The sequence below is a fragment of the Nocardia alba NBRC 108234 genome, from assembly GCF_001612665.1.
GTDB lineage: Bacteria > Actinomycetota > Actinomycetes > Mycobacteriales > Mycobacteriaceae > Nocardia > Nocardia alba.
In genome coordinates this window covers 34,837-57,448 of the sequence record NZ_BDAX01000009.1, presented here as the reverse complement: position 1 = coordinate 57,448, position 22,612 = coordinate 34,837, and the positions used below count along the sequence as shown (strand labels likewise).

Below are 22,612 nucleotides of genomic sequence, written 5' to 3'. Positions count from 1 at the left end.
GGGCCCACCCGGTTGGCCAGGTCCGGTGCAGGGAAGGCGTAACGAAATGACGGTCGATCACGGCGTGGAACCGGCGATCCGCGCCGACGCGCGACGCAACCGCGAGCTGATCCTGGCCGCTGCCCAGCGGGCGCTCGCCGAACGCGGCGCCACGGTCTCGCTGGCGGAGGTGGCCCGCCGCGCGGGTGTCGGCGCGGGCACCGTCCATCGGCATTTCCCCACGAAAACCGATCTGCTGGAAGCGGTTATGCACCAGCGTGTCGACCGGCTGGCGACATCGGCGGCCGAGCATCTCACCGATCCCGACCCGGGCGCGGCCTTCTTCGCCCTGTGCACCCACGTGATCGTCACGACGCCCGGCAACAAGGACCTGTGTGACCTGGTGCAATCCGACGACGGTTGGCCTCGTGCCCTGTTGCGCGACGCGGGCAACCGATTCCATCGCGCACTGGGCGCGCTACTCGCCTCGGCGCAGCGTCACGGCACGGTCCGGCGTGACGTGGAGGTCGCCGACGTGCTCGACATCTTCACCGGATGCGTTGCGATCCAACGACATCGACGCCAGGACGCCCCCCTCGCCCCGGCCGTCGCGCTGATCCTCGACGCCCTGCGAACCCACCCGTCACCCGTAACGGAACGCCCGAAAGTCGACCGTAACGAAACCGGGGTAGGTAACGAAACCTCGGCACCCTGCGCCGTCTGTGGCACGGCCGTGCGGCGCCCGGCTACCGGTCGCCCGGCGCGCTACTGCTCCCCGGCCTGCCGTCAGAAGGCCCACCGTCTCCGCAGCGGGACGCGGCGCCTTACAACAGGTCGCTGACGTCGTCGGGAACGTCGACGGCGTATTTGCGCAGGATATCCACGGAGATGACCTCCAGTGCGTTCTCGTGGGTGGCGGCCAGCACCACGGGGGCGGCTACGCCGTCCTCGTGCGCGTGCAGCCAGCGGACGGCAACCACACACCAGCGGTCGCCCGGCTGCAGGCCGGGAAAATTGTTCTCTGGGCGAGGGGTGCTGAGGTCGTTGCCGATGGAGGCCTGATGCTCCAGGAATTCCGCTGTTACGACGGTGCACACGGTGTGGCTGCCGAGATCCTCCGGACCGGTGCTGCAGCAGCCGTCCCGGTAGAAGCCCGTGAGAGGATCGGCGCCGCACTCTTCCAGCGGCCCCCCAAGCACGTTTCGATCGGTCACTCCGCCGATCCTATGGGTCAACCGCCAGAAGTTCCGCAGGACAACGAATCTGTAGTGTTTCCGCCATCCGCGCGAAGGCCCGCGATCGGGCCGCCGACCCGCCGCGCAGACGCCGCCGACGTGCGGGGACTCCCCTCCCGAATAGACTCGCCGGGTGAGTTCGCAAGCGTGGATCCTGATCGCCGCGATCGCCGCCGTCCTGTTGGTGGCGCTCGTCGCGGGTTTCGTCCTGTACAAGCGACGCCAGATTTCACTGGCACCGCCCGAGCCGGACAAGGAGTTGACGGACCGCTCCGGTGGTTACACCGCGTCCGGTGGATTCAACTTCAGCCAGGGCGGCTCGACGGCGACCGAGCCGGAGCCTGTCGCTGAACGCACCGATACTGACGGTCAACCGCACGTCGGCGACGATGCCGCGATCCCGCGTGACGCCCCGCGCCGCGGCATCACCGATGTTCCGCTGCCCGAGGGCGATGTCGCCGTCGACGAGACCGTGGTCGTCCCCGACGACGCGTCGGCCCTCGACACCGTCATACCGGACACTGTCGCGCCCGAGACCGCGCCGGACATCGAGACCGCACCGCCCACGACCGAGACCACCCCGGCCGAGGTCGACGCCGCCCCCGCGATCGAAGAGATCGATCCCACCACCGGCCGCCTCGTGCGTCTGCGCGGTCGCCTAGCCCGCTCCCAGAACGCGGTCGGCAAGAGCCTGCTGGGCCTGCTCGGCGGCGGCGACCTCGACGAGGACTCCTGGGAGGAGATCGAAGACACTCTCGTACTGGCCGACATCGGCACCGCGAGTACCGCGAAGATCGTCGAACGCCTGCGCGAGGAGATGGCCTCGCGCAGCGTGCGCACTCCCGAACAGGCGCGCGCCGCCCTGCGTGACGTGCTCGTCGAGGCGCTGCGTCCCGAGCTCGACCGTTCCATCCACGCCCTGCCGCACGGCGACAAGCCCGCGATCCTGCTCGTCGTCGGGGTCAACGGCACCGGTAAGACCACCACCACCGGCAAACTGGCCCGGGTGCTCGTCGCCGACGGTCGTCGGGTGCTGCTCGGCGCCGCCGACACCTTCCGCGCCGCCGCCGCCGATCAGCTGCAGACCTGGGGCGAACGGGTGGGCGCCGAGACCGTGCGCGGCAAGGAAGCCGCCGACCCGGCCGCCGTCGCCTTCGACGCGGTCAGCGCGGGCATCGACCGGGGCGTCGACGCCGTCCTCATCGACACCGCGGGCCGCCTGCACACCAAGACCGGCCTGATGGACGAGCTGGGCAAGGTCAAGCGGGTCGTGGAGAAGAAGGGTGAGGTCGACGAGGTGCTGTTGGTCCTCGACGCGACCGTCGGCCAGAACGGTCTGATGCAGGCTCGGGTGTTCGCCGACGTCGTCGACATCAGCGGCGTGGTTCTCACCAAGCTCGACGGCACCGCCAAGGGCGGCATCGTGTTCCAGGTGCAGCACGAACTCGGGGTGCCCGTGAAACTCGTCGGTCTCGGCGAGGGCGCCGACGACTTGGCGCCGTTCGAGCCGGGCGCGTTCGTCGACGCGCTGCTCGGGGGCGCCGCGTAGCGGTTTCGTCGATGCCCGCCCGATCCAGCGATCGGGCGGGCATCGCTGTTTTTCCGGGCTGACATCGCTGTTCCCGAAGATCGGGGGTGCGGCGAATCGCCGTGCGAACTCGCGGCGAATCGCACATCCGCGCCGAGCTCACCGTGAGCTGACAGGCTCATGCCGACCACGCGAAACGTGGACGCAACACAACAGCGCTATCCGTTCACCCAGGTGAAACACCACAGCTCAACGGATGAAACACCGAGTGACGACCCTTCTGTACAGGTCCTTTTGCCGTCATCGGCGAGGCCCGAGATGAGGAGGAAGACAAGGTGGCATTTCCACTGATCGGTACACCGGATACCGGTGATACCGCTTGGATGCTGGCGTCGGCAGCGCTCGTGCTGTTGATGACGCCGGGTTTGGCGTTCTTCTACGGCGGCATGGTCCGTGGCAAGAACGTGCTGAACATGATCATGATGAGCATTTCCGCGATGGGTCTGGTCACCATCCTGTGGTGTCTATACGGCTTCTCGATGGCGTTCGGCGAGGACAAGGGCAACCTGGTCGGTGATCCGCTCCAGTACTTCGGTCTGAAGAGCATCTTCGGCGGCACCGCCGCCGATTCACCGGGCATCCCGCTGTTCACGGCGACCCCGGAGGACCCGACGGCCCCGATCACCGCGGGTATCCCGCTGACGGTCTTCGTCGCCTTCCAGCTCATGTTCGCGATCATCACGGTCGCTCTCATCTCGGGCGCGGTCGCCGACCGCCTGAAGTTCGGCTCGTGGCTCGTATTTGCCGGAATCTGGGCCACGGTCGTCTACTTCCCCGTCGCGCACTGGGTCTTCGCCTTCGACGGCTACACCGCCGAGTCGGGCGGCTGGATCGCCAACAACCTCAAGGCGATCGACTTCGCCGGTGGTACCGCGGTCCACATCAATGCCGGTGCGGCCGGTCTGGTCCTGTGCCTGATCCTCGGCAAGCGCAAGGGCTGGCCGAAGACGCCGTTCCGTCCGCACAACCTGCCCTTCGTGATGCTGGGCGCCGGTCTGCTGTGGTTCGGCTGGTACGGCTTCAACGCCGGTTCGGCGCTCGGCGCCAACGGCATCGCCGGCGCCACCTTCGTCACCACCACGCTCGCCACCGCGGCCGCGATGATGGCCTGGCTGCTCGTGGAGAAGATCCGCGACGGTCACCCGACCTCGCTCGGTGCCGCCTCGGGCATCGTCGCCGGTCTGGTCGCCATCACCCCGGCTTGTTCCTCGGTGAACGTGGTCGGTGCGCTGGCCATCGGCGTGGTCGCCGGCGCGCTGTGCGCCTTGGCGGTCGGCCTGAAGTTCCGCTTCGGTTTCGACGACTCGCTCGACGTGGTCGGCGTCCACCTGGTCGGTGGCCTGGTCGGCACGCTGATGGTCGGTCTGGTCGCTACGAGCGAAGCTCCGGCGGGCGTCACCGGCTTGTTCTACGGTGGTGGAGTTGAGCAGTTGAAGCTGCAGGCTGTCGGTGCTTTCGTCGTCTTGGCCTACTCGCTGGTCGCCACGGCCGTCATCGCGTACGCGATCAAGTTCACGATCGGCCTTCGCGCCAGTGAAGAGTCCGAGTCTGCGGGCCTGGACGAGTCCGAGCACGCGGAAACAGCTTACGATTTCGCTGCTGTGGGTGGCACGGCACGCACGCTCGTCAAGGAGGCATGACGAACATGAAACTGGTTACGGCAATCGTCAAACCGTTCACGCTCGAGGATGTGAAGTCCGGGCTGGAACAGGCAGGCGTGCTCGGCATGACCGTCAGCGAAGTCCAGGGCTACGGCAGGCAGAAGGGCCACACCGAGGTATACCGCGGTGCCGAGTACTCGGTGGACTTCGTTCCCAAGGTCCGGGTCGAGGTCGTCGTCGACGATGCGTCCGTCGAGAAGGTCGTCGAGGTGATCGTCGAGGCCTCGCGTACCGGCAAGATCGGTGACGGCAAGGTGTGGGTGACCCCCGTGGACACCATCATTCGCGTCCGTACCGGCGAACGTGGAAGCGACGCACTGTAATTCGTTAGGTACGCACGAGAATCGATCGAGCGCGGCCCCGCTCCCACCGGCGAGAGTTTCCGGTCGGGGCGGGGCCGCCCGCATGAAATGGTGGGTGGGCGATGGCACAGCGAAGCGGTGGTATTCAGAACAACGGAGCGGCGGATCTGGTCAAGGCCAGGGCGCAATTGCTCGACGGAGCCGGCACCCGCAATCCGCGGCTCGATCCGGAGTCGCTGCGCGAGGCCCTGGTCGACCTGTTCGAACTGTGGCTCACCAGCAAGGGCAATGAACTCGGCATCACCGCCGACAGCGGTCTCTCGGTCGTGGCGGTCGGTGGGCTCGGACGCCGTGAGATGCTGCCCTACTCCGATCTCGACCTCGTCCTGCTGCACGACGACGTCGACCCCGAAGTGGTCTCGAAGGTCGCCGATCAGCTCTGGTATCCGCTGTGGGACGCCCACATCAAGCTCGACCACAGCGTGCGCACGGTGCCGCAGGCGCTGCGGGTGGCCGCCGACGACATGATCGCGGCGCTCGGCCTGCTGGAGGCGCGCCACATCGTCGGCGACCGAGACCTCAGCAATCTGCTCATCGGCGGCGTGCGCCGGGAATGGCGCACCGGAATCCGGTCCCGCTTCGACGATCTGATCGCCCAGACCACCGCGCGCTGGCAGCGCAGCGGCGAGATCGCCCACCGCGCCGAACCCGATCTCAAGAACGGTCGTGGCGGGCTGCGCGATATCCAACTGCTCGACGCGCTCTCGATCGCCCAATTGACCGATGCCATGCCGGGACTGGGCCCCGAGGTCCCCGGCGGCGGCCTGAAACAGGCACACCGCAGGCTTCTCGACGTGCGTACCGAGCTGCACCGGGTCGCGGGCCGGGCCCGTGATCAACTGCGCGCGCAGGACGCCGACGAGATCGGCGCGGCGCTGCGCATCGGCGACCGCTTCGATCTCGCCCGGACATTGACCGATTCGGCGCGTACGGTGAGCTATTCGTGCGACGTCGGGTTGCGCACCGCCGCCAACGCGCTACCGCGGCGCGGCCTGGCCCGACTGCGCCGGATGCCGGTGCGCCGACCACTCGATGAGGGGGTGGTCGAGCACTCCGGTGAGGTAGTGCTCGCCCGAGACGCCCGCCCGCAACGCGATCCAGGGCTGATCCTGCGCGTCGCGGCGGCCTCGGCGCAGACCGGGCTGCCGATGTCGGCGACCACGCTCAACCGGCTGTCCGAGGATGCGCCCGAACTGCGCGAACCGTGGCCGAAGGACGCGCTCAACGATCTGCTCGTACTGCTCGGGGCGGGCCGCGGCAGCATCGACGCGGTCGAGGCCCTGGATCGAACCGGCTTGTGGGGCAGGCTCTTTCCCGAATGGGGCGCGGTGCGCGACCTGCCGCCGCGCGATGCGATGCACACCTGGACCGTCGATCGGCATCTGATGGAGACGGTCGCCTTCGCGAGCGGCCTGAGCACCAGGGTCGCCCGGCCCGACCTGCTCGCGCTCGGCGCGCTGCTGCACGACATCGGCAAAGGGCGCAACGGCGACCACAGCGTCGTCGGCGCGGAACTGGCCACCCATATCGGTCGCAGGCTCGGGATGTGGCCCTCGGACGTGCGCACCCTCAGTGCGATCGTGCGCCACCACCTGCTGCTGCCCGACACCGCGACCCGGCGCGATCTCGCCGACCCGGCGACCGTGCAGCACGTCGCCGACGCGCTCGGCGGTGACGTGGGCCTGCTCGAACTGTTGCACGCGCTGGCCGAGGCCGACTCGATGGCCACCGGCCCCGGCGTCTGGGGCGACTGGAAGGCCTCGCTGATCGGTGAGCTGGTGCGCCGCTGCCGACTGGTCATGGCGGGCGAGCCGCTGCCGCAGCCCGAGCCGATCGACCCGGAGCTGTTGGACAAGGCACGGGCGGGCGGCGTGCACGTCACCCTCGCGCCCGGCGACGGCAAGCACACCTTCGTGGTGACGGTGATCGCCCCCGACGAGCCCGGCCTGCTCTCCGACGCCGCGGGGGTGCTGGCGCTGCACGGGTTGCGCGTGCTCTCCGCCTCGCTGGGCAGTGCGGGAAATTCGGCGATCAACACCTTCGTGGTGATGCCGAAGTTCGGTGATCCGCCGGACGCGGGCCTGCTGCGGCAGGAACTCATCCGGGCCACCACCGGCGCGCTCGACCTGCCCGCGGTGCTGGCCAAACGCGAAGCCGACGCCGTCGGGACCGGTCCCGGTCGGTATGCCCGCGCGGCGCCGCGCCTGATCTGGTCGCCGATCAGTACTCCCGGACAGGTGATCCTCGAGTTGCGCGCCGACGATCGCGTCGGTTTGCTGAGCAGGCTGGCCGGTGCCTTCGCCGAGACGGGAGCCAATGTCCGGTGGGCCAAGGTGGTCACGATGGGCTCGGCCGTGGTCGACGCCTTCTGCCTCGAACTGGGCGACGCCGACAGCCCGGCCCTGCGCGATCGCATCGAGAAGGCCGTCCTCGACGTGGTTCCGCGGCCCGCGCCCGCCCCGCCGCCGACCGAAGCGACCGACACCGACTCGCCGCGCTAGGACACAGTTTACTCACTGATTGCTATCAGGTTGCTACACGGCGTCGTCGCGGCCCGATAAGTCGAGATAGGACCTATAGCATTCCCCTGGTCTGGCTGTCACTCGTGTGAGGGGAGCTGATCTGTGGCTATCGAAGTCGTTTCCGCGTCGATGATGACCAGCGACGCGACGGCGCATATCGCGCGTTGCGTCGGTGGTGACCTGTGGGTGGTTTCGTGGTTGCCGGGTCGCACTCTCAGCGGTGCGCAGGCGTTGGCGGCGATGACCATCGCCTCGACCCCCGCCCACCGCGCCGACAGCGCCGATTCCGAATGGCTTCGCATCGAGGCGCTGTCGCGGGAGCTCGGCCTCACCGGCAGAGAAGCGGTGTACCTGGTGGACATCGAATCCCACGAGTTGCGCCGCACGGCGCCACCGCACGTGCGGCATACCGAATAACCTCCATTACCCTGGGAGGGCAATAGACGTCCGACTTCGGTCAGACGATCTGAGACCCTTTCAGATCAGGAGCGCGATCGGTGTTCGAATCCCTGTCCGACCGGCTTACCGGTGCACTGCAGGATCTGCGCGGTAAGGGGCGTCTGTCACCGGCCGACATCGACGCCACCGCGCGCGAGATCCGCCTCGCCCTCCTCGAGGCCGACGTCGCGCTGCCCGTGGTGCGCGGCTTCATCGCCAACGTCAAGGAACGCGCCAAGGGCGCGGAGGTCTCCGGCGCGCTCAATCCCGCGCAGCAGGTCGTCAAGATCGTCAACGAGGAACTCGTCGCGATCCTGGGTGGGGAGACCCGCCGCCTCAACCTCGCCAAGAACCCGCCGACGGTCATCATGCTGGCCGGTCTGCAGGGTGCGGGTAAGACCACTCTCGCGGGCAAGCTGGCCAAATGGCTCAAGGGTCAGGGGCACCAGCCGTTGCTGGTGGCCTGTGACCTCCAGCGTCCCGGCGCGGTCACCCAGCTGCAGGTCGTCGGCGAGCGGGCCGGCGTGCCCGTGTTCGCCCCGCACGGTGGCACCTCCATCGGTGGCGGGGAGAACCCGCTCGGCATCACCGCGGCCGACCCGGTCGCCGTCGCCGCGGCCGGCATCGACGAGGCCAAGGCCAAGCAGTACGACGTGGTCATCGTCGATACCGCCGGTCGCCTCGGTATCGACGCCGAGCTGATGCGCCAGGCCGCGGGCATCCGCGATGCCGTGCAGCCCGACGAGACCCTGTTCGTGCTCGACGCGATGATCGGCCAGGACGCGGTCAGCACCGCCGAAGCCTTCCGCGACGGTGTCGGGTTCACCGGCGTCGTGCTCACCAAACTCGACGGTGACGCCCGCGGTGGTGCGGCGCTGTCGGTGCGCAACGTCACCGGCGCGCCGATCATGTTCGCCTCCACCGGCGAGAAGCTCGAGGACTTCGACGTCTTCCACCCCGACCGGATGGCCTCGCGCATCCTCGGCATGGGCGACGTGCTGACCCTCATCGAGCAGGCCGAACAGGTCTACGACGCGCAGCAGGCCGAGGAGACCGCTCGCAAGATCGGCAGCGGTGAACTCACCCTCGAGGACTTCCTCGAGCAGATGCTGGCCATCCGCAAGATGGGCCCGATCGGCAACTTGCTCGGCATGCTGCCGGGCGCGGGCCAGATGAAGGACGCGCTGGCCGCGGTCGACGACAAGCAGCTCGACCGGGTGCAGGCGATCATCCGTGGCATGACCCGCGCCGAGCGGGACAACCCGAAGATCATCAACGCCTCGCGCCGCCTGCGCATCGCCAACGGTTCCGGCGTGCAGGTGTCCGAGGTCAACCAGCTCGTCGACCGGTTCTTCGAAGCCAAGAAGATGATGGCGATGATGGGTCGGCAGATGGGGATGCCGGGCGCTCGTCGCGGCAACAACAAAAAGGGTGGCAAGAAGGGGAAGAAGGGTGGGCGTGGGCCTACTCCGCCGAAGGTGCGTGGTGGGTTCCCGGGGATGCCGGCTGGGATGCCGGGGCTACCGGCGGGGATGGATCTGTCGAATATGCCGCCTGGGCTCGATCAGTTGCCGCCGGGGTTGGAGGGGATCGATTTGTCCCAGCTGAAGTTCCCGAAGAATTGAGTTCGGCGCCCTGAAAAGCCGTGGCGGGTGGTCGATATCGACCACCCGCCACGGCTTTCTCGTGTTCGCTCAGATCACGCCGGGGATCAGTGCTTTGCGGGTGGTGGGGTAGTCGGCGAATTTCTCCTGGTACCAGCGGTGGGTGGCGAAGGCTCGGGGGACCAGGTTGCCCGCGGTGATCAGGAAGATGACTACGCCGGCCAGGGACCAGGTGAGCAGGGCGAAGCCTGCCCAGGCGATCAGCTCGCCGAGGTAGGCGGGGCTGCTGACGAAGCGGAAGCCTGCGCCGTGCGGGATGCGGTATTCGGTGGCGCCGGGGTTGTCCTTGTCGCGCAGATTGCGCACGATCGCCTCGGATCGCACTAGCAGTCCGAAGCCGCACAGGTACACGAGAAGTCCGATCAGGAAACGCGGATCGGTGAGCCAAGCGGTGCCGTACTGGTTCTTGTAGTCGTTGCTGAAGAACGCGCCGTTGAGATAGCCGTGCAGGGCCGTCACGAACACCCCCGCCGCGACCACCGAGACATTGAAACTGCTGGTCTTGCCGGGCACCTGCCGGATGGAGAGCGGGAAGAACCAGCCGCGATTGCCGTAGTGCAGCAGCCAGAGGGCGGCCAGCACCAGCGGCACCGGCTCGAATCGGTCGGGGCCGCTGAGATAGAACACCGCGAACACGACGGTCGCGGGCAGCTCCATCAGCCACCAGCCCAGCTTGGGATTGAGATTGAAACCGACCTTGTTCGACGCGAAGCGGCCGTAGGGGCTCTGCGCGAACAATCCGCCGACGATCACGAACGCGGCGAAGGCGAAGGCGATGGTCAGCACGGTGTCGTAGGTGGTGTTCCCGGTGTACCAGTCCATCGAGATCCTCTTGTCCAACAGGCGCCGGGCACGATCGCCGACGCAAAACTAGAACACGTTCTATCATGGATCGCACAGGGGAGCATGAGTATGGAGGACGTACATGCCGTTGGAGCGGACCGACGAAGACCTGTTGGCGGCGGTGCGTGCGTCGCCGCGTGCCGTGGCGGCGCACGACAAGGACGCCTGGGTCGGCCTGTTCGCCGAGCAGGCCGCGGTGCACGACCCGTACGGCTCGCGCGAGCACATCGGCCCGGACGCGATCGCGCGTTTCTACAACGTCTTCATCGCGCCGAACGCCATCGCCTTCCGCGTCGACCGCGATCTCGTCGCCGGTTACACCGTGGTGCGTGACCTGCACATCGAGACCACGATGTCGACCGGCGCCACCGTCACCGTGCCGATGCATCTGCGCTACGACCTGGTCGGCACCGATGGCGGCTGGCGAATCGCGCGGCTCGCCGCGCACTGGGAGCTGGGGGTGATGATCGCGCGACTACTGCGCACGGGGCCGTCGGGACTACTCGCGGGCGCGAAACTCGGGCCCCAACTCGTCGCCGAACTCGGCATCGGCGGTGCGCTGGGGATGATGCGGGCCCTGCGCGGGGTGGGCGGGTCGGGCAAGCGCCGCGTCCGCCGATTGTTCGCCGCGGCCGCGTCCGGCGACTCGGGTGGCGTGCGAGCACTGCTCGACGAGCGGACGGTGATCGAACTACCCGCCGGGCACACCGTCTCGGTGGCGGAGTTCGCCGATCGTGCGCGAGATATGAAGTGGGACAAGATGATCGCCGCAGGTCGCACCGTCAGTGTGAGCGTGCGGGTGGCGGCGTCGAACGGTGTGGCGTTCGTCGAGTTCGCCCCGGATCGGCCACGTATCACCGCGGTGCGGGTCTTTCTCGACGCTGAGCCTTCGGACGACTGACCACTCGTCCGAAGGGTGCCAGTCGGTGCCCGCACTCGGTGCCGCGCGCGGGTGCGTGCGCTGATCACGCGCGGTAGGTTCGGTTCAAGGCCGAGGACTGGAGGTTCGAGTGCATCTGCGTGGTGTGATTCTCCCCGACGACCGCGAGCGCGACCTCTGGGTCGTCGACGGCGTCGTGACCTTCGAACCGATGCGCGGCGCCGAAACCCTGTGCGGCACCGGCTGGATCGTGCCCGGCCTGGTCGACGCCCACTGCCATGTCGGCATCCGCTACGGCGGCGGGGACGAGACCCACGACGGCGCGATCGAGCAGGCCGAGACCGAACGCGACGCGGGTGCGCTGCTCCTGCGCGACGCGGGCTCGCCGATCGACACCCGCTTCATCGATGAGCACGCCGAGTTGCCGCGCATCATCCGCGCGGGCCGTCACATCGCCCGGCCCAAGCGCTATATCCGCGAACTCGGCATCGAACTCGACGACGAACGCGACCTGCCCGAGATCGTCGCCGAGCAGGCCCGCTTCGGCGACGGCTGGGTCAAGATCGTGGGGGATTGGATCGACCGCTCTGTGGGCGACCTACGGCCACTGTGGAGCGACGACATCCTGAAACAGGCCATCGACGCGGCCCACGCGAACGGAGCACGGGTCACCGCGCACGTGTTCGGTGAGGACGCGCTGCCCGGCCTGATCAACGCGGGAATCGACTGCCTCGAACACGGCACCGGCATCACCGACGACACCATCGAGTTGATGGTGGCCAACGGCACCGCCCTGGTCCCCACCCTGATCAATATCGACACCTTCCCCGGCATCGCCGACAGCGCCACGAAGTTCCCGGTCTACGCCGCCCACATGCGGGACCTGCACCGCCGCGTCCGCGATACCGTCGGCAAAGCCCACGAGGCGGGCATCGCGATCTACGCGGGCACCGACGCGGGCGGCTCCATCCGCCACGGCCGCATCGCCGACGAGATCACCGCCCTGTCCGGCGCGGGTCTGTCACCCCACGACGCCCTCGGCGCCGCCTCCTGGAACGCCCGCACCTGGCTCGGCCGCGAGAGCATCACCGAAGGTGCCCCCGCCGATTTCGTCGTCTACTCCGAAGACCCACGCACCGATCCCGCCACCCTCACCGATCCACAATGGGTGGTACTACGCGGCACGGTAGTCAAGACCCCGAATCCCGTCACCGGGCACCGCTGAAATCGGTGTGCGGAGATCGCAGTCGTAGCTTGGTTGCAGACTTCGCTTTTGGCGTTCCACCAGGTCTGCGGCGCATTCGGTTGTGTAATGTCAACTGAAGACAGGAATTCGGTTCGAGCTGTCCATTGCCGGTGAGACCAGGGGAGACCGGACGGAGATGACCATGAGCGCCGAGGTTTCGATGATTCACCCGCTGGGCCCGAAGACCGTGGAAGACTGGCTCGCCGAAGAGCAGCCGGTGGATGGATCTCGACTCGAACTCATCTGGGGGTACCTGCACATGACGCCGCCGCCGGGTGGTCCGCATCAGTTCGCCTCGCTCGAGCTGGCGATAGTGTTGCGCGACGCGCTACGCACGGCTGGTCGATCGGACCTCTGTGTTCTTCCCGCCGTAGGTGTCCGTATCAGTACTCCGTTCCGGATCGGTGTCATCCCGGATATCGCGGTGGTGACCGGGGGCATCAACCATAAGACTTTCGCCGCGGACGTGGTAGCGCTCGCGGTCGAGATATGGTCGCCGGGAAACACCAGGGCGGAACGGGACACCAAGATCGCGGCGTACGCGTCGGCGCGGGTGCCGTACCTGTGGGTTATCGAGCTCCCCGAAGGTAAGCCCGCTCGATTTTGGGGTTACACGCTGGGTGAGTCCGGCTACCGACAGGAAGTGTTCGCCACCGACGGTGAATCGGTGAAGGCGCCCGGCCCGGTGCCCGTGGTGGTCGACACAGCGCAGTTGCGGTGAGGACACAGCGCAGTTGCGGTGAGATAGCGCGCGAACGACGGAGGCGATTTCCGGCCGTCGTGGGTCGTCTGGCAGAATGAACCCTCGTCCTTCCTGGACAGTGTCAGCCCGTCTCCGGTTCCGTACCGCGCGGCGGTCACGCACACATGCGCGAAACCGGACCCGCAGACCATGCGGGTCGCTGAATCGCGTGGTGACCAAACTATCGAAAGAGGCAAGCCAGCATGGCTGTTCGCATCAAGCTCACCCGCCTGGGCAAGATCCGCAACCCGCAGTACCGCGTCGTCGTCGCCGACGCCCGCACCCGTCGTGACGGCCGGGCCATCGAGTCCATCGGCCTGTACCACCCGAAGGAAGAGCCTTCGCTGATCGAGATCGACGCCGACCGCGTCGCGTACTGGCTGTCCGTGGGCGCGCAGCCCACCGAGTCGGTGCAGCGTCTGCTGGAGATCACCGGCGACTGGCAGAAGTTCAAGGGCCTGCCGGGCACCGAGGGCACCCTGAAGGTGAAGGCCCCGAAGACCTCCAAGCTGGACCTGTTCAACGCCGCGCTGGCCGCCGCCGACAACGAGCCCGTCGCCGAGGCCGTCACCCCGAAGAAGAAGGCCGCCAAGAAGGACGAGGCTGCCGCTGAGGAAGCCGCCACCGAGGCTGCCGAGTAATGACTGCTGTTGTTGCCGATGCCGTCGAACATCTGGTTCGCGGCATCGTCGCCAACCCTGACGACGTCCGTGTCGAGCTGCTCACCGGACGTCGCGGACGCACCGTCGAGGTACACGTCCATCCTGAGGACCTGGGCAAGGTGATCGGGCGCGGTGGTCGTACCGCGACCGCGCTGCGCACCCTGGTCGCCGGCATCGGCGGCCGTGGGATCCGGGTCGACGTGGTCGATACCGACGCGTAGATGGAACTCGTCGTAGGTCGGGTCGCCAAGTCGCACGGCGTGCGCGGCGAACTCGTCGTCGATGTTCGCACCGACGAGCCGGACGTCCGGTTCGCGCCGGGTGCGACATTGCACGCCAGGATGCCGAAGTCCTCGGCGACCCGTGACTACACCGTGAAGTCGGCCCGGGAGCACTCGGGCCGACTTCTGGTGTTCGTCGACGGTATCGACGATCGCACCGCCGCCGACGCCCTGCGCGGCACGTTGTTCGTCGTCGACAGCGATTCGTTGCCGCCGTCGCAGGACGACGACGCCTTCTACGACCACGAACTCGAAGGCCTGCGGGTCGAGTTCACCGACGGCACCGTCGTGGGCACGGTCACCGAGGTGCTGCATTCGGCCGCGGGTGAACTGCTCTCGGTGCGTGCCGCCGACGATGGTCGCGAGCTTCTCATTCCCTTTGTCACCGCCATCGTGCCGACGGTTTCCCTCGCCGATGGACTGGTGGTCATCACCCCGCCCGAGGGCCTGCTCGATCCGGAGTAATTCGTGCAACTCGACGTCGTCACGATCTTCCCGGAATACCTGGAGCCGTTGCGTACCGCGCTGCTCGGCAAGGCCGTCGACAAGGGCCTGCTCTCGATCGGCGTGCACGATCTGCGCGACTGGACTCACGACGTGCACAAATCGGTCGACGACTCGCCCTACGGCGGTGGTCCCGGCATGGTCATGAAACCCACCGTCTGGGGTGATGCTCTGGACCAGGTGTGCCCCGACGACGCGCTGCTCGTCGTCCCCACTCCGGCGGGTGTGCCGTTCACCCAGGCCACCGCGCAGCGCTGGGCCACCGAGGAGCACCTGGTGTTCGCGTGTGGGCGCTACGAGGGCATCGATCAGCGCGTGTTCGACGACGCCGCCCGCCGCGTCCGTGTCGAGGAGGTGAGCATCGGCGACTACGTTCTCATCGGCGGGGAGGCCGCGGTGCTCGTGATGACCGAGGCCGTGGTGCGCCTGATCCCCGGCGTGCTCGGTAATCAGCAGTCCCACCAGGAGGATTCGTTCTCCGACGGTCTCCTCGAAGGTCCCAGCTACACCCGGCCGGTGTCGTGGCGTGGCCTCGAGGTGCCCGCGGTCCTGCTTTCGGGTGACCATGCCAAGGTCGCCGCGTGGCGCCACGAACAATCGCTGGAGCGAACGGCGCAACGCCGTCCCGATCTGCTGCCCTGAGCTATCCCGGGATCACCCGGGTGGTGATACAGAACGGATGCCCGGCCGGGTCGAGCAAGACACGCCAGCGCGGATCCGGTTGTACCGGTGCGGGTTTCGCGCCGATCGCGAGGGCGTGCTGCTCGCAGAGGTCGAGGTCGGCGTCGGCGGCGAGATCCAGGTGCACAGCGGCGGTTCCGGGCCACCGCGGCGGAGAATAGTCCTCCACCCGTTGCGCGGCGACCGTCAGTCCCGACGGGATGCGGATGCCCACGCTGTGCGCGTCGTTCCACAGGACACGGCCACCGAGCAGCCCGAGATAGAAGCGGGCGAGGGACTCGGGGTTGTCACAGTCCAGTGAGAGGCCGGCCAGTTGAAAAGGCTCCGTCATCGAAGCGACGCTACCGGGCCGGACGGGCACCGAGATTGTTTTGCGCTAAAGACATTTGGGTATCCATCTAGGTCATTCTTTGTGTGATCGTCCAGAGTGGGGGTTGCTGGTTCCATCCGGAACGGGTTCGGTTTCGGGGTCCGTCGCTGTGGTCGAGTCGGATGCGACGAGTCCGAACGGGCTGTGCGCCGATGTTCCCAGTACAGACGCTGCGTCACGGGGCGATCAGGCGCTGCCCGGGTACGCGCGCGGTGTGGTGGTTGCGCGTCGCGGCGGGAGACCTTGCCGGTCCACTCAACCGGCTCAGCGGTGGCGAGGCGGCTCCGTCAGTCGAATTGCCGTGATATATCCCACATTTGATGGAGGGGTTGTGGCAGTCAGGGCAGCAGGCCGTGTCGACGTGCCCGCGCCACCGCCTCGTATCTCGTCCCCGCATCGAGCTTGCTCATCGCCTGCCGCAGGTAACTCTTGACGGTCTCGGCACCGAGTGAGAGTCGCAGCGCCGCTTCCTGATTCGAGCAGCCGAGGGCGACCTGCGCGAGCACGTCGAGTTCACGCCGCGACAATCGTGGCGCCGCGCCGGCCGGTTCGCCGGTCAGGACCCCCGTCAGTCGTTCGCATACCCCGGAAAGCCGCTCGCGCAGTGCGGGATCGCCCGTGACCGTCGCCAAGGCGCGCAATTCGGCGTGGATCTCGCGCAACTCCTCGGTCGCCGCGGGTGCGGTCGTCGTCGGCGTCGCGAGTTCCAGCAGCCGGACCCGCCGGTCCACCTCGTCGCGAACGGCGATCTCCGTGGCCAGTCGCCTGCCTGCCTGCAGGATCACCTCGGCGGTGCGGTCACCGAGCGGGGCGGTGCCACGAGTGGCGGCGTAGAGGACGGCGCGCGGTCGGTCGGCGACCAGCACGGGCACGGCCAGCACCGACCGCAGGCCTTCGCCGACGACCGCGGCGTCGTAGTGGTGGGTGATGGTGGACGAACCCCGATAGTCGGCCACCGACGCGGGCCTGCGGTGCTCCATGGCCTGCCCACCCAGCCCGGAGGTGCGCAGCACCGACAGGCCGCGCAGACCCGTGGTGACGGTGCCGACGAACTCGGTGAGCAGCAGGGTGTCCTCATCCACCGCGCCGCCGAACACCACCGGGACGCTCGCCCGGCCCGCCACCCATCGGATCTCGGCGCGCAGCGCGTCACCGTCGCGCGGGCGCAACAGGGAAGTCATGGATCACCCCTTTTCGGGGGTAGTGGGTCACGTGAGCTATGCCACATTCTAGGACAGGCCCGGCGGACGACAGCCGGTGATGAGGAGAAGCTGCGATGACTACCGATCTGGACGTGCGGGTGCGCGACCTGCTCGAGCACTACGACCGACCAGCGGCCTGTGCGGCCGATCTGCTCTGCGACCGGCATCCGGCCGAGCAGATCGCGTTCACGGTGATCGAGTCCGACCTGCGCGCCTACGAGTTGACCTACGGCGAGTTGCGGGAGCGCTCGGCCCGATTCGCCGCCGCGCTGGCCGACCTGGGCGTGCAACCCGGCGACCGGGTGGCCACGTTGATGGGCAAGTCCGTCGAGCTCGTGGTGGCGCTGTTGGGTATCTGGCGCCGCGGCGCGGTGCACGTGCCGTTGTTCACCGCGTTCGCGCCACCGGCCATCGAGTTCAGGCTGACGGCGAGCCACGCGAAAGTCGTTGTCGCCGACGCGGACCAGGCGCCGAAACTCACGGCGACCGACTACCGAACGATCGTCGCGGGCGACGCCGGGACCCCCGGCGCCCTGCGTTTCGACGATCTCCTCGACGGATACCGATCCGACGACCCCCGCGCGCGATCGGTGGCGGTAGGTGGCGACGGCTTGCTGGTCCAGCTGTTCACCAGCGGCACCACCGGCACTCCCAAAGGCGTGCCGATCCCGGTCCGCGCGCTGGCGTCGTTTCACGCCTACCAGGAGTTCGCCCTGGACGTGCGTGCCGGGGATGTCTACTGGAACGCGGCCGACCCGGGCTGGGCGTACGGCCTCTACTACGCGATCCTCGCGCCGCTGGCCACCGGAGTGCGCAGCCTGCTGCTGCACGCGGGCTTCTCCGCGCCACTCACCTGGGAGGTGTTGCGGCGTTTCGGCGTCACCAACTTCGCCGCCGCGCCGACCGTTTACCGGGCGTTGCGCGCGGACACCGCCGCGATCGCGGACGGATTCGCGCTGCGGCGGGCGTCGTCGGCGGGTGAGCCGTTGACCCCGGATGTGGTGTCGTGGTCGCAGCGGGCACTCGGGGTGCCGGTGCGCGACCACTACGGTCAGACCGAACACGGCATGGTGATCTGCCACGCGTGGCACCCCGCCCTCGATGTGGCCGTTCCGCTCGGTTCGATGGGCAGGCAACTCCCGGGGTGGTCGTGTGTGGTGCTGGCCGAGGACGCCGACATCGAGGCGGCGCCCGGCGAGGTCGGCCGCGTGGCCATCGATACTCACCACAGCCCACTGCTCTGGTTTCTCGGTTACCTCGACGACCCCGAACGCACCGCGAGCCGATTCACCGCCGACGGACGCTGGTATCTGACCGGTGACGTGGGCTCTCGCGACGCCGACGGCAGTTTCCGCTTCAGCTCCCGCGACGACGACGTGATCATCATGGCGGGCTATCGGATCGGCCCTTTCGAGGTCGAGAGCGTGCTGGTCCTCCACGATCAGGTCGCCGAGGCCGCGGTGGTCGGAATGCCCGACGAACTGCGCGGCGAGGTGCTGGAGGCCTTCGTGGTGTTGCGCACCGGCATCGAGGGCAGTGCCGAGCTGGCCGCCGAACTGCAGCAGCTGGTCAAGGACAAGTTCGCTGCCCATGCCTATCCGAGAAGGGTCCATTTCGTGGCCGGTCTGCCCAAGACGCCGAGCGGCAAGGTGCAGCGATTCGTGCTGCGCGGCAAGGAGATCCGGTGATGTCCGAACTCAGCTACAGCTGCGGCCCCGCCGACGTCGCACTGCTCGGCGACACCATCGGCGCGAATCTGGACCGTGCCGTCGCGGCCTATCCGGCGCGCGACGCGCTCATCGACTGCCCGACGGGGCGCCGCTGGACCTACCGCGAACTGGGCGTCGCCGTCGACGCCGTCGCGACCGGGCTGGCGGCGCACGGCATCGAACCCGGTGACCGGGTGGGCATCTGGGCGCCCAACTGCGCGGAGTGGTTTCTCGTGCAGTACGCCACCGCGAAGATCGGCGCGATCCTGGTCACGATCAACCCCGCCTACCGCACCAGCGAACTCGAATACGTCCTCGTCCAAGCCGGGGTGCGCACGCTGATCGCCGCGCCGGAGTTCAAGTCCTCGGACTATGTCGCGATGATCGAGCAGGTCCGGCCGAACTGTCCCACGCTGGAGCACGTGCTCATCCTGGGCACCGAGCCGTGGCGGCAGGTGGCCGCGACCGTCGCGGACAGCGAAAGACTGAACGCGATCGCCGCGACACTGTCGGCCGACGACCCGATCAACATCCAATACACCTCGGGAACAACGGGTTTCCCGAAGGGTGCGACATTGAGCCACCACAACATCCTCAACAACGGGTTCTTCGTCGGCGAGTTGTGCGGATACACCGAGACCGACCGGGTCTGCATCCCGGTTCCGTACTACCACTGCTTCGGCATGGTGATGGGCAACCTCGCGGTCACCTCCCATGGCGCGGCCGCGGTGATTCCGGCGCCGTCGTTCGATCCGGCCGCGGCGCTGGCCGCCGTCGCCGCACAGCGCTGCACCTCGCTCTACGGCGTGCCGACGATGTTCATCGCGATGCTGGCCGAACTCGACTCCGGCGCCGAGTACGACCTGTCGAGCCTGCGCACCGGCATCATGGCGGGCTCGCCGTGTCCGGTCGAGGTGATGAAACGGGTGATCGATCGGCTGGGCATGGGTGAGGTCTCGATCTGTTACGGCATGACCGAGACCAGCCCCGTCTCCACCCAGACCCGTCGCGACGACAGCATCGATCGGCGCACCGCCACCGTCGGCCGGGTCGGCCCGCACCTCGAGGTGAAAGTGATCGATCCGGAGACCGGGCGCACCGTGGCGCGCGGCGAACCGGGCGAGCTGTGTACCCGCGGTTATTCGGTGATGCTCGGTTACTGGGATCAACCCGACAAGACCGCCGAGGCGATCGACGCCGCCCGCTGGATGCACACCGGCGATATCGGTGTCATGGACGCCGACGGTTACCTCGCGGTCACCGGCCGGATCAAGGACATGGTCATCCGCGGCGGCGAGAACATCTACCCCCGCGAGATCGAGGAGTTCCTCTACACCCACCCCGACATCGTCGACGCCCAGGTCATCGGCGTCCCCGACGACAAATACGGTGAGGAACTCATGGTCTGGCTCCGCCTGCGCGAGGGCGCGACACCATTGGACGCCGCCGCCGTCCGTACCTACTGCGCGGGCCGCCTGGCCCACTACAAGATCCCGCGCTATGTACACGTGGTCGAGGAGTTCCCGATGACGGTCACCGGCAAGGTCCGCAAGGCCGAGATGCGTGATCTCGCCCGGGGAATCCTCGGCTGACACTCGGGTGCCGCCTGACCTGGGCGCCAGCGAGGTGTCGGTCATGAGCTGTAGTCTCTGCGGCTGTGACGACAGCGCCCGAGATCGCCGACAGCTCGACCACCATCGCCAGCGTAGGCAGGCGGATCGCCGATGAACTGGGGGTACGCGAGGCCCAGGTCCGCGCCGCCGTCGAACTGCTCGACGGTGGTTCGACGGTTCCGTTCATCGCGCGCTACCGCAAAGAGGCCACCGACGGCCTCGACGATGCCCAGTTGCGTCAGCTCGAGGAACGACTCGGCTATCTGCGTGAGCTCGACGAGCGCCGCGGCGCGATCATCGAATCCATCCGCGGCCAGGGCAAACTCGATCCCGCCCTGCACACCCAGCTCATGCTCGCCGAGACCAAGGCGCGTCTGGAAGACATCTACCTGCCGTACAAGCCCAAGCGTCGCACCAAGGCGCAGATAGCGCGCGAGGCCGGACACGAGCCGGTGGCCGACGCGTTGATCGGCGACCCGAGCACGGATCCGGCCGCCTACACCGCCGAACAGCTCGACGGCGCCCGTTCGATCCTGGTCGAACGTTTCGCCGAAGACGCCGACCTGGTCGGTGAGCTGCGCGAGCTGATGTGGAACCGCGGCCAGGTCACCTCGACGGTGCGCGCGGGCAAAGAAGAGGCCGGGGCCAAGTTCGCCGACTACTTCGAGTTCAGCGAGCCCTTCCACAAACTGCCCTCGCACCGGATCCTCGCGCTGCTGCGCGGGGAGAAGGAGGAGATGCTCACGCTGCATCTGGAGGCCGACACCGAGGAACCCGCGCCCGGCGAACGCACGATCTACGAGGGCCGCATCGCGGTGGCCTTCGGTATCGCCGACAAGGGCCGTCCGGCCGATTCGTGGCTGCTCGACACCGTGCGCTGGGCCTGGCGCACCAAGTTGGCGGTGAGTCTGGGCATCGACACCAGGATGCGGTTGCGTCAGGCGGCGGAGAAGGACGCGGTCGATGTGTTCGCCGCGAACCTGCGCGATCTGCTGCTCGCCGCGCCCGCGGGCACCCGCACCACCATGGGCCTCGACCCCGGGTACCGCACCGGCGTGAAGGTCGCCGTCGTCGACGCCACCGGTAAGGCCGTCGCGACCGAGGTGATCTACCCGCACAAGCCACAGGGGCAGACCGAGAAGTCCCTCGCCGTGCTGGCCGCGCTCGTCGCCCGCTTCGGCGTCGAACTCATCGCCATCGGCAACGGCACTGCCTCGCGTGAGACCGATGCGCTTGCGGTGGAACTGATCTCGCGGATTCCGGAGAACAAGCCGACCAAGATCGTGGTGTCGGAGGCGGGCGCCTCGGTGTACTCCGCGTCGGCCTACGCGTCGGCCGAACTGCCCGACATGGACGTGTCGCTGCGCGGCGCTGTCTCCATCGCCCGGCGTCTGCAGGACCCGCTCGCCGAACTGGTGAAGATCGATCCCAAGTCGATCGGCGTCGGTCAGTACCAGCACGACATCTCCGAGACGCTGCTCGCGCGCTCGCTGGGCGCGGTCGTCGAGGACGCGGTGAACGCGGTCGGCGTCGACGTGAACACCGCTTCGGTGCCGCTGCTCTCGCGCGTGTCGGGTGTCTCGTCGTCGGTCGCGGAAAGCATTGTGGCCCACCGTGATCAGAACGGTCCCTTCAACAGTCGCAAGGCCCTGCTCGAGGTCGCGCGCCTGGGGCCGAAGGCTTTCGAACAGTGCGCGGGCTTCCTGCGCATCCGCGGCGGCGTCGACCCGCTCGACACCTCCGCTGTGCACCCCGAGGCCTACCCGGTGGTGCGCCGCATTCTCGAGCACACCGGCCGGGAGATGGCCGAGGTCATCGGCAACACCAGCACCCTGCGCGCGCTGAAGCCCGGCGACTTCACCGACGAGAAGTTCGGTGTGCCCACCGTCAGCGACATCATCGCCGAGTTGGAGAAGCCGGGCCGCGACCCCCGTCCGGAGTTCAAGACCGCCGAGTTCGCCGCGGGCATCGAGAAGGTCGCCGATCTGAAACCGGGGATGGTGCTCGAAGGCGTCGTCACGAATGTGGCCGCGTTCGGCGCGTTCGTCGATGTCGGCGTCCACCAGGACGGTCTGGTCCACGTGTCGGCGCTGTCGCACACCTTCGTCAAGGACCCGCGCGACGTGGTGAAGTCCGGTGATGTGGTGAAGGTGAAGGTTCTCGAGGTCGACGTCGCCCGCCAGCGGATCGGGCTCACTTTGCGCCTCGATGACGAGCCGGGCAAGCCCGCACCGGGGGACAATCGTGGAAGTGGTGCGCAACAGGGTCGAGGTCGTGGACAGCAAGGCGGTCGTGGCCAGGCACCGGCCCGTAATCAGGGACAGGGGCGTCAGGGCAACAGCGGCGGCAACCAGCGCAAACAGGCTGGGGCACCGAGCGGTTCGATGGCAGACGCCCTGCGCGCGGCTGGTTTCGGCAACAAGTAGGTAG

General features: G+C 67.9%; 21 protein-coding genes. 17 read left to right on the top strand and 4 right to left on the bottom strand.

What is annotated here, in order from left to right; translation table 11 throughout:
• Positions 1–46 precede the first annotated feature (46 nt).
• Positions 47–820: a TetR/AcrR family transcriptional regulator gene (locus NA12_RS10925; RefSeq protein ID WP_067448996.1), complete on the top strand. Its 774-nt coding sequence runs from the start codon at positions 47–49 to the stop codon at positions 818–820.
• Here the strand turns inward: NA12_RS10925 and NA12_RS10920 are convergent.
• Entirely contained in the window at positions 804–1,193 is a 390-nt protein-coding gene (locus tag NA12_RS10920) for a DUF2237 family protein (protein ID WP_067448994.1), read from the bottom strand. The genes NA12_RS10925 and NA12_RS10920 overlap by 17 nt on opposite strands.
• Positions 1,194–1,347: 154 nt before the next feature.
• On the opposite strand from NA12_RS10920, the gene ftsY reads away from it, so the two are divergent.
• The 6 genes from ftsY to ffh all read left to right on the top strand — a co-directional run bounded on the left by ftsY (position 1,348) and on the right by ffh (position 9,410).
• Positions 1,348–2,763: a signal recognition particle-docking protein FtsY gene (ftsY, locus tag NA12_RS10915; RefSeq protein ID WP_067448991.1), complete on the top strand. Its 1,416-nt coding sequence runs from the start codon at positions 1,348–1,350 to the stop codon at positions 2,761–2,763.
• 314 nt (positions 2,764–3,077) lie between these two features.
• Positions 3,078–4,442: an ammonium transporter gene (locus NA12_RS10910; RefSeq protein ID WP_067448989.1), complete on the top strand. Its 1,365-nt coding sequence runs from the start codon at positions 3,078–3,080 to the stop codon at positions 4,440–4,442.
• A gap of 5 nt (positions 4,443–4,447) precedes the next feature.
• Positions 4,448–4,786, top strand: a complete 339-nt coding sequence (locus NA12_RS10905; RefSeq protein ID WP_067449485.1) for a P-II family nitrogen regulator — start codon at positions 4,448–4,450, stop codon at positions 4,784–4,786.
• A gap of 101 nt (positions 4,787–4,887) precedes the next feature.
• Positions 4,888–7,326, top strand: coding sequence for a [protein-PII] uridylyltransferase (locus NA12_RS10900; protein WP_067448987.1), 2,439 nt, complete (start codon positions 4,888–4,890; stop codon positions 7,324–7,326).
• Positions 7,327–7,449: 123 nt separating this feature from the next.
• Complete coding sequence (locus NA12_RS10895) at positions 7,450–7,764, top strand: hypothetical protein (RefSeq protein ID WP_243654687.1); 315 nt, start codon at positions 7,450–7,452, stop codon at positions 7,762–7,764.
• Positions 7,765–7,844: 80 nt separating this feature from the next.
• Positions 7,845–9,410 carry a signal recognition particle protein gene (gene ffh, locus NA12_RS10890; RefSeq protein WP_067448984.1) on the top strand — a complete coding sequence of 522 codons (1,566 nt, stop codon included), beginning with the start codon at positions 7,845–7,847 and terminating at the stop codon, positions 9,408–9,410.
• Between the two features lie 69 nt (positions 9,411–9,479).
• On the opposite strand, the gene NA12_RS10885 is transcribed toward ffh, so the two are convergent.
• Positions 9,480–10,271 (bottom strand): phosphatidylethanolamine N-methyltransferase family domain-containing protein, encoded by a 792-nt coding sequence (locus NA12_RS10885; RefSeq protein WP_067449484.1) that lies wholly within the window; start codon positions 10,269–10,271, stop codon positions 9,480–9,482.
• Between the two features lie 103 nt (positions 10,272–10,374).
• Between NA12_RS10885 and NA12_RS10880 the strand changes: the two genes are divergently transcribed.
• From NA12_RS10880 to trmD, 7 genes are all read left to right on the top strand, one after another.
• Entirely contained in the window at positions 10,375–11,193 is an 819-nt protein-coding gene (locus NA12_RS10880) for a nuclear transport factor 2 family protein (protein ID WP_067448982.1), read from the top strand.
• 109 nt (positions 11,194–11,302) lie between these two features.
• Complete coding sequence (locus NA12_RS10875; protein ID WP_067448980.1) at positions 11,303–12,397, top strand: metal-dependent hydrolase family protein; 1,095 nt, start codon at positions 11,303–11,305, stop codon at positions 12,395–12,397.
• Positions 12,398–12,560: 163 nt separating this feature from the next.
• Complete coding sequence (locus NA12_RS10870; protein WP_165914746.1) at positions 12,561–13,139, top strand: Uma2 family endonuclease; 579 nt, start codon at positions 12,561–12,563, stop codon at positions 13,137–13,139.
• Between the two features lie 224 nt (positions 13,140–13,363).
• Entirely contained in the window at positions 13,364–13,801 is a 438-nt protein-coding gene (gene rpsP, locus NA12_RS10865; RefSeq protein WP_067448976.1) for a 30S ribosomal protein S16, read from the top strand.
• Entirely contained in the window at positions 13,801–14,043 is a 243-nt protein-coding gene (locus tag NA12_RS10860; protein ID WP_056811833.1) for an RNA-binding protein, read from the top strand. Before rpsP ends, NA12_RS10860 begins: the two co-directional genes overlap by 1 nt.
• Complete coding sequence (gene rimM / locus NA12_RS10855; protein WP_067448974.1) at positions 14,044–14,568, top strand: ribosome maturation factor RimM; 525 nt, start codon at positions 14,044–14,046, stop codon at positions 14,566–14,568.
• A 3-nt stretch (positions 14,569–14,571) separates the two neighbouring features.
• Positions 14,572–15,249 carry a tRNA (guanosine(37)-N1)-methyltransferase TrmD gene (trmD, locus tag NA12_RS10850; RefSeq protein ID WP_067448972.1) on the top strand — a complete coding sequence of 226 codons (678 nt, stop codon included), beginning with the start codon at positions 14,572–14,574 and terminating at the stop codon, positions 15,247–15,249.
• A 1-nt stretch (position 15,250) separates the two neighbouring features.
• Here trmD and NA12_RS10845 read toward each other — a convergent pair whose 3' ends face one another.
• Positions 15,251–15,619 carry a VOC family protein gene (locus tag NA12_RS10845; RefSeq protein ID WP_067448970.1) on the bottom strand — a complete coding sequence of 123 codons (369 nt, stop codon included), beginning with the start codon at positions 15,617–15,619 and terminating at the stop codon, positions 15,251–15,253.
• 377 nt (positions 15,620–15,996) lie between these two features.
• Positions 15,997–16,839: a helix-turn-helix transcriptional regulator gene (locus tag NA12_RS10840; protein WP_067448968.1), complete on the bottom strand. Its 843-nt coding sequence runs from the start codon at positions 16,837–16,839 to the stop codon at positions 15,997–15,999.
• Positions 16,840–16,934: 95 nt separating this feature from the next.
• Between NA12_RS10840 and NA12_RS10835 the strand changes: the two genes are divergently transcribed.
• The 3 genes from NA12_RS10835 (at position 16,935) to NA12_RS10825 (ending at position 22,608) form a co-directional block, all read left to right on the top strand.
• Positions 16,935–18,548 (top strand): AMP-binding protein, encoded by a 1,614-nt coding sequence (locus tag NA12_RS10835; protein ID WP_067448966.1) that lies wholly within the window; start codon positions 16,935–16,937, stop codon positions 18,546–18,548.
• Complete coding sequence (locus NA12_RS10830; RefSeq protein WP_067448964.1) at positions 18,548–20,161, top strand: AMP-binding protein; 1,614 nt, start codon at positions 18,548–18,550, stop codon at positions 20,159–20,161. The genes NA12_RS10835 and NA12_RS10830 overlap by 1 nt, the downstream gene beginning before the upstream one ends.
• A gap of 65 nt (positions 20,162–20,226) precedes the next feature.
• Positions 20,227–22,608: a Tex family protein gene (locus tag NA12_RS10825; RefSeq protein WP_084472664.1), complete on the top strand. Its 2,382-nt coding sequence runs from the start codon at positions 20,227–20,229 to the stop codon at positions 22,606–22,608.
• The last annotated feature ends 4 nt before the right edge of the window (positions 22,609–22,612 follow it).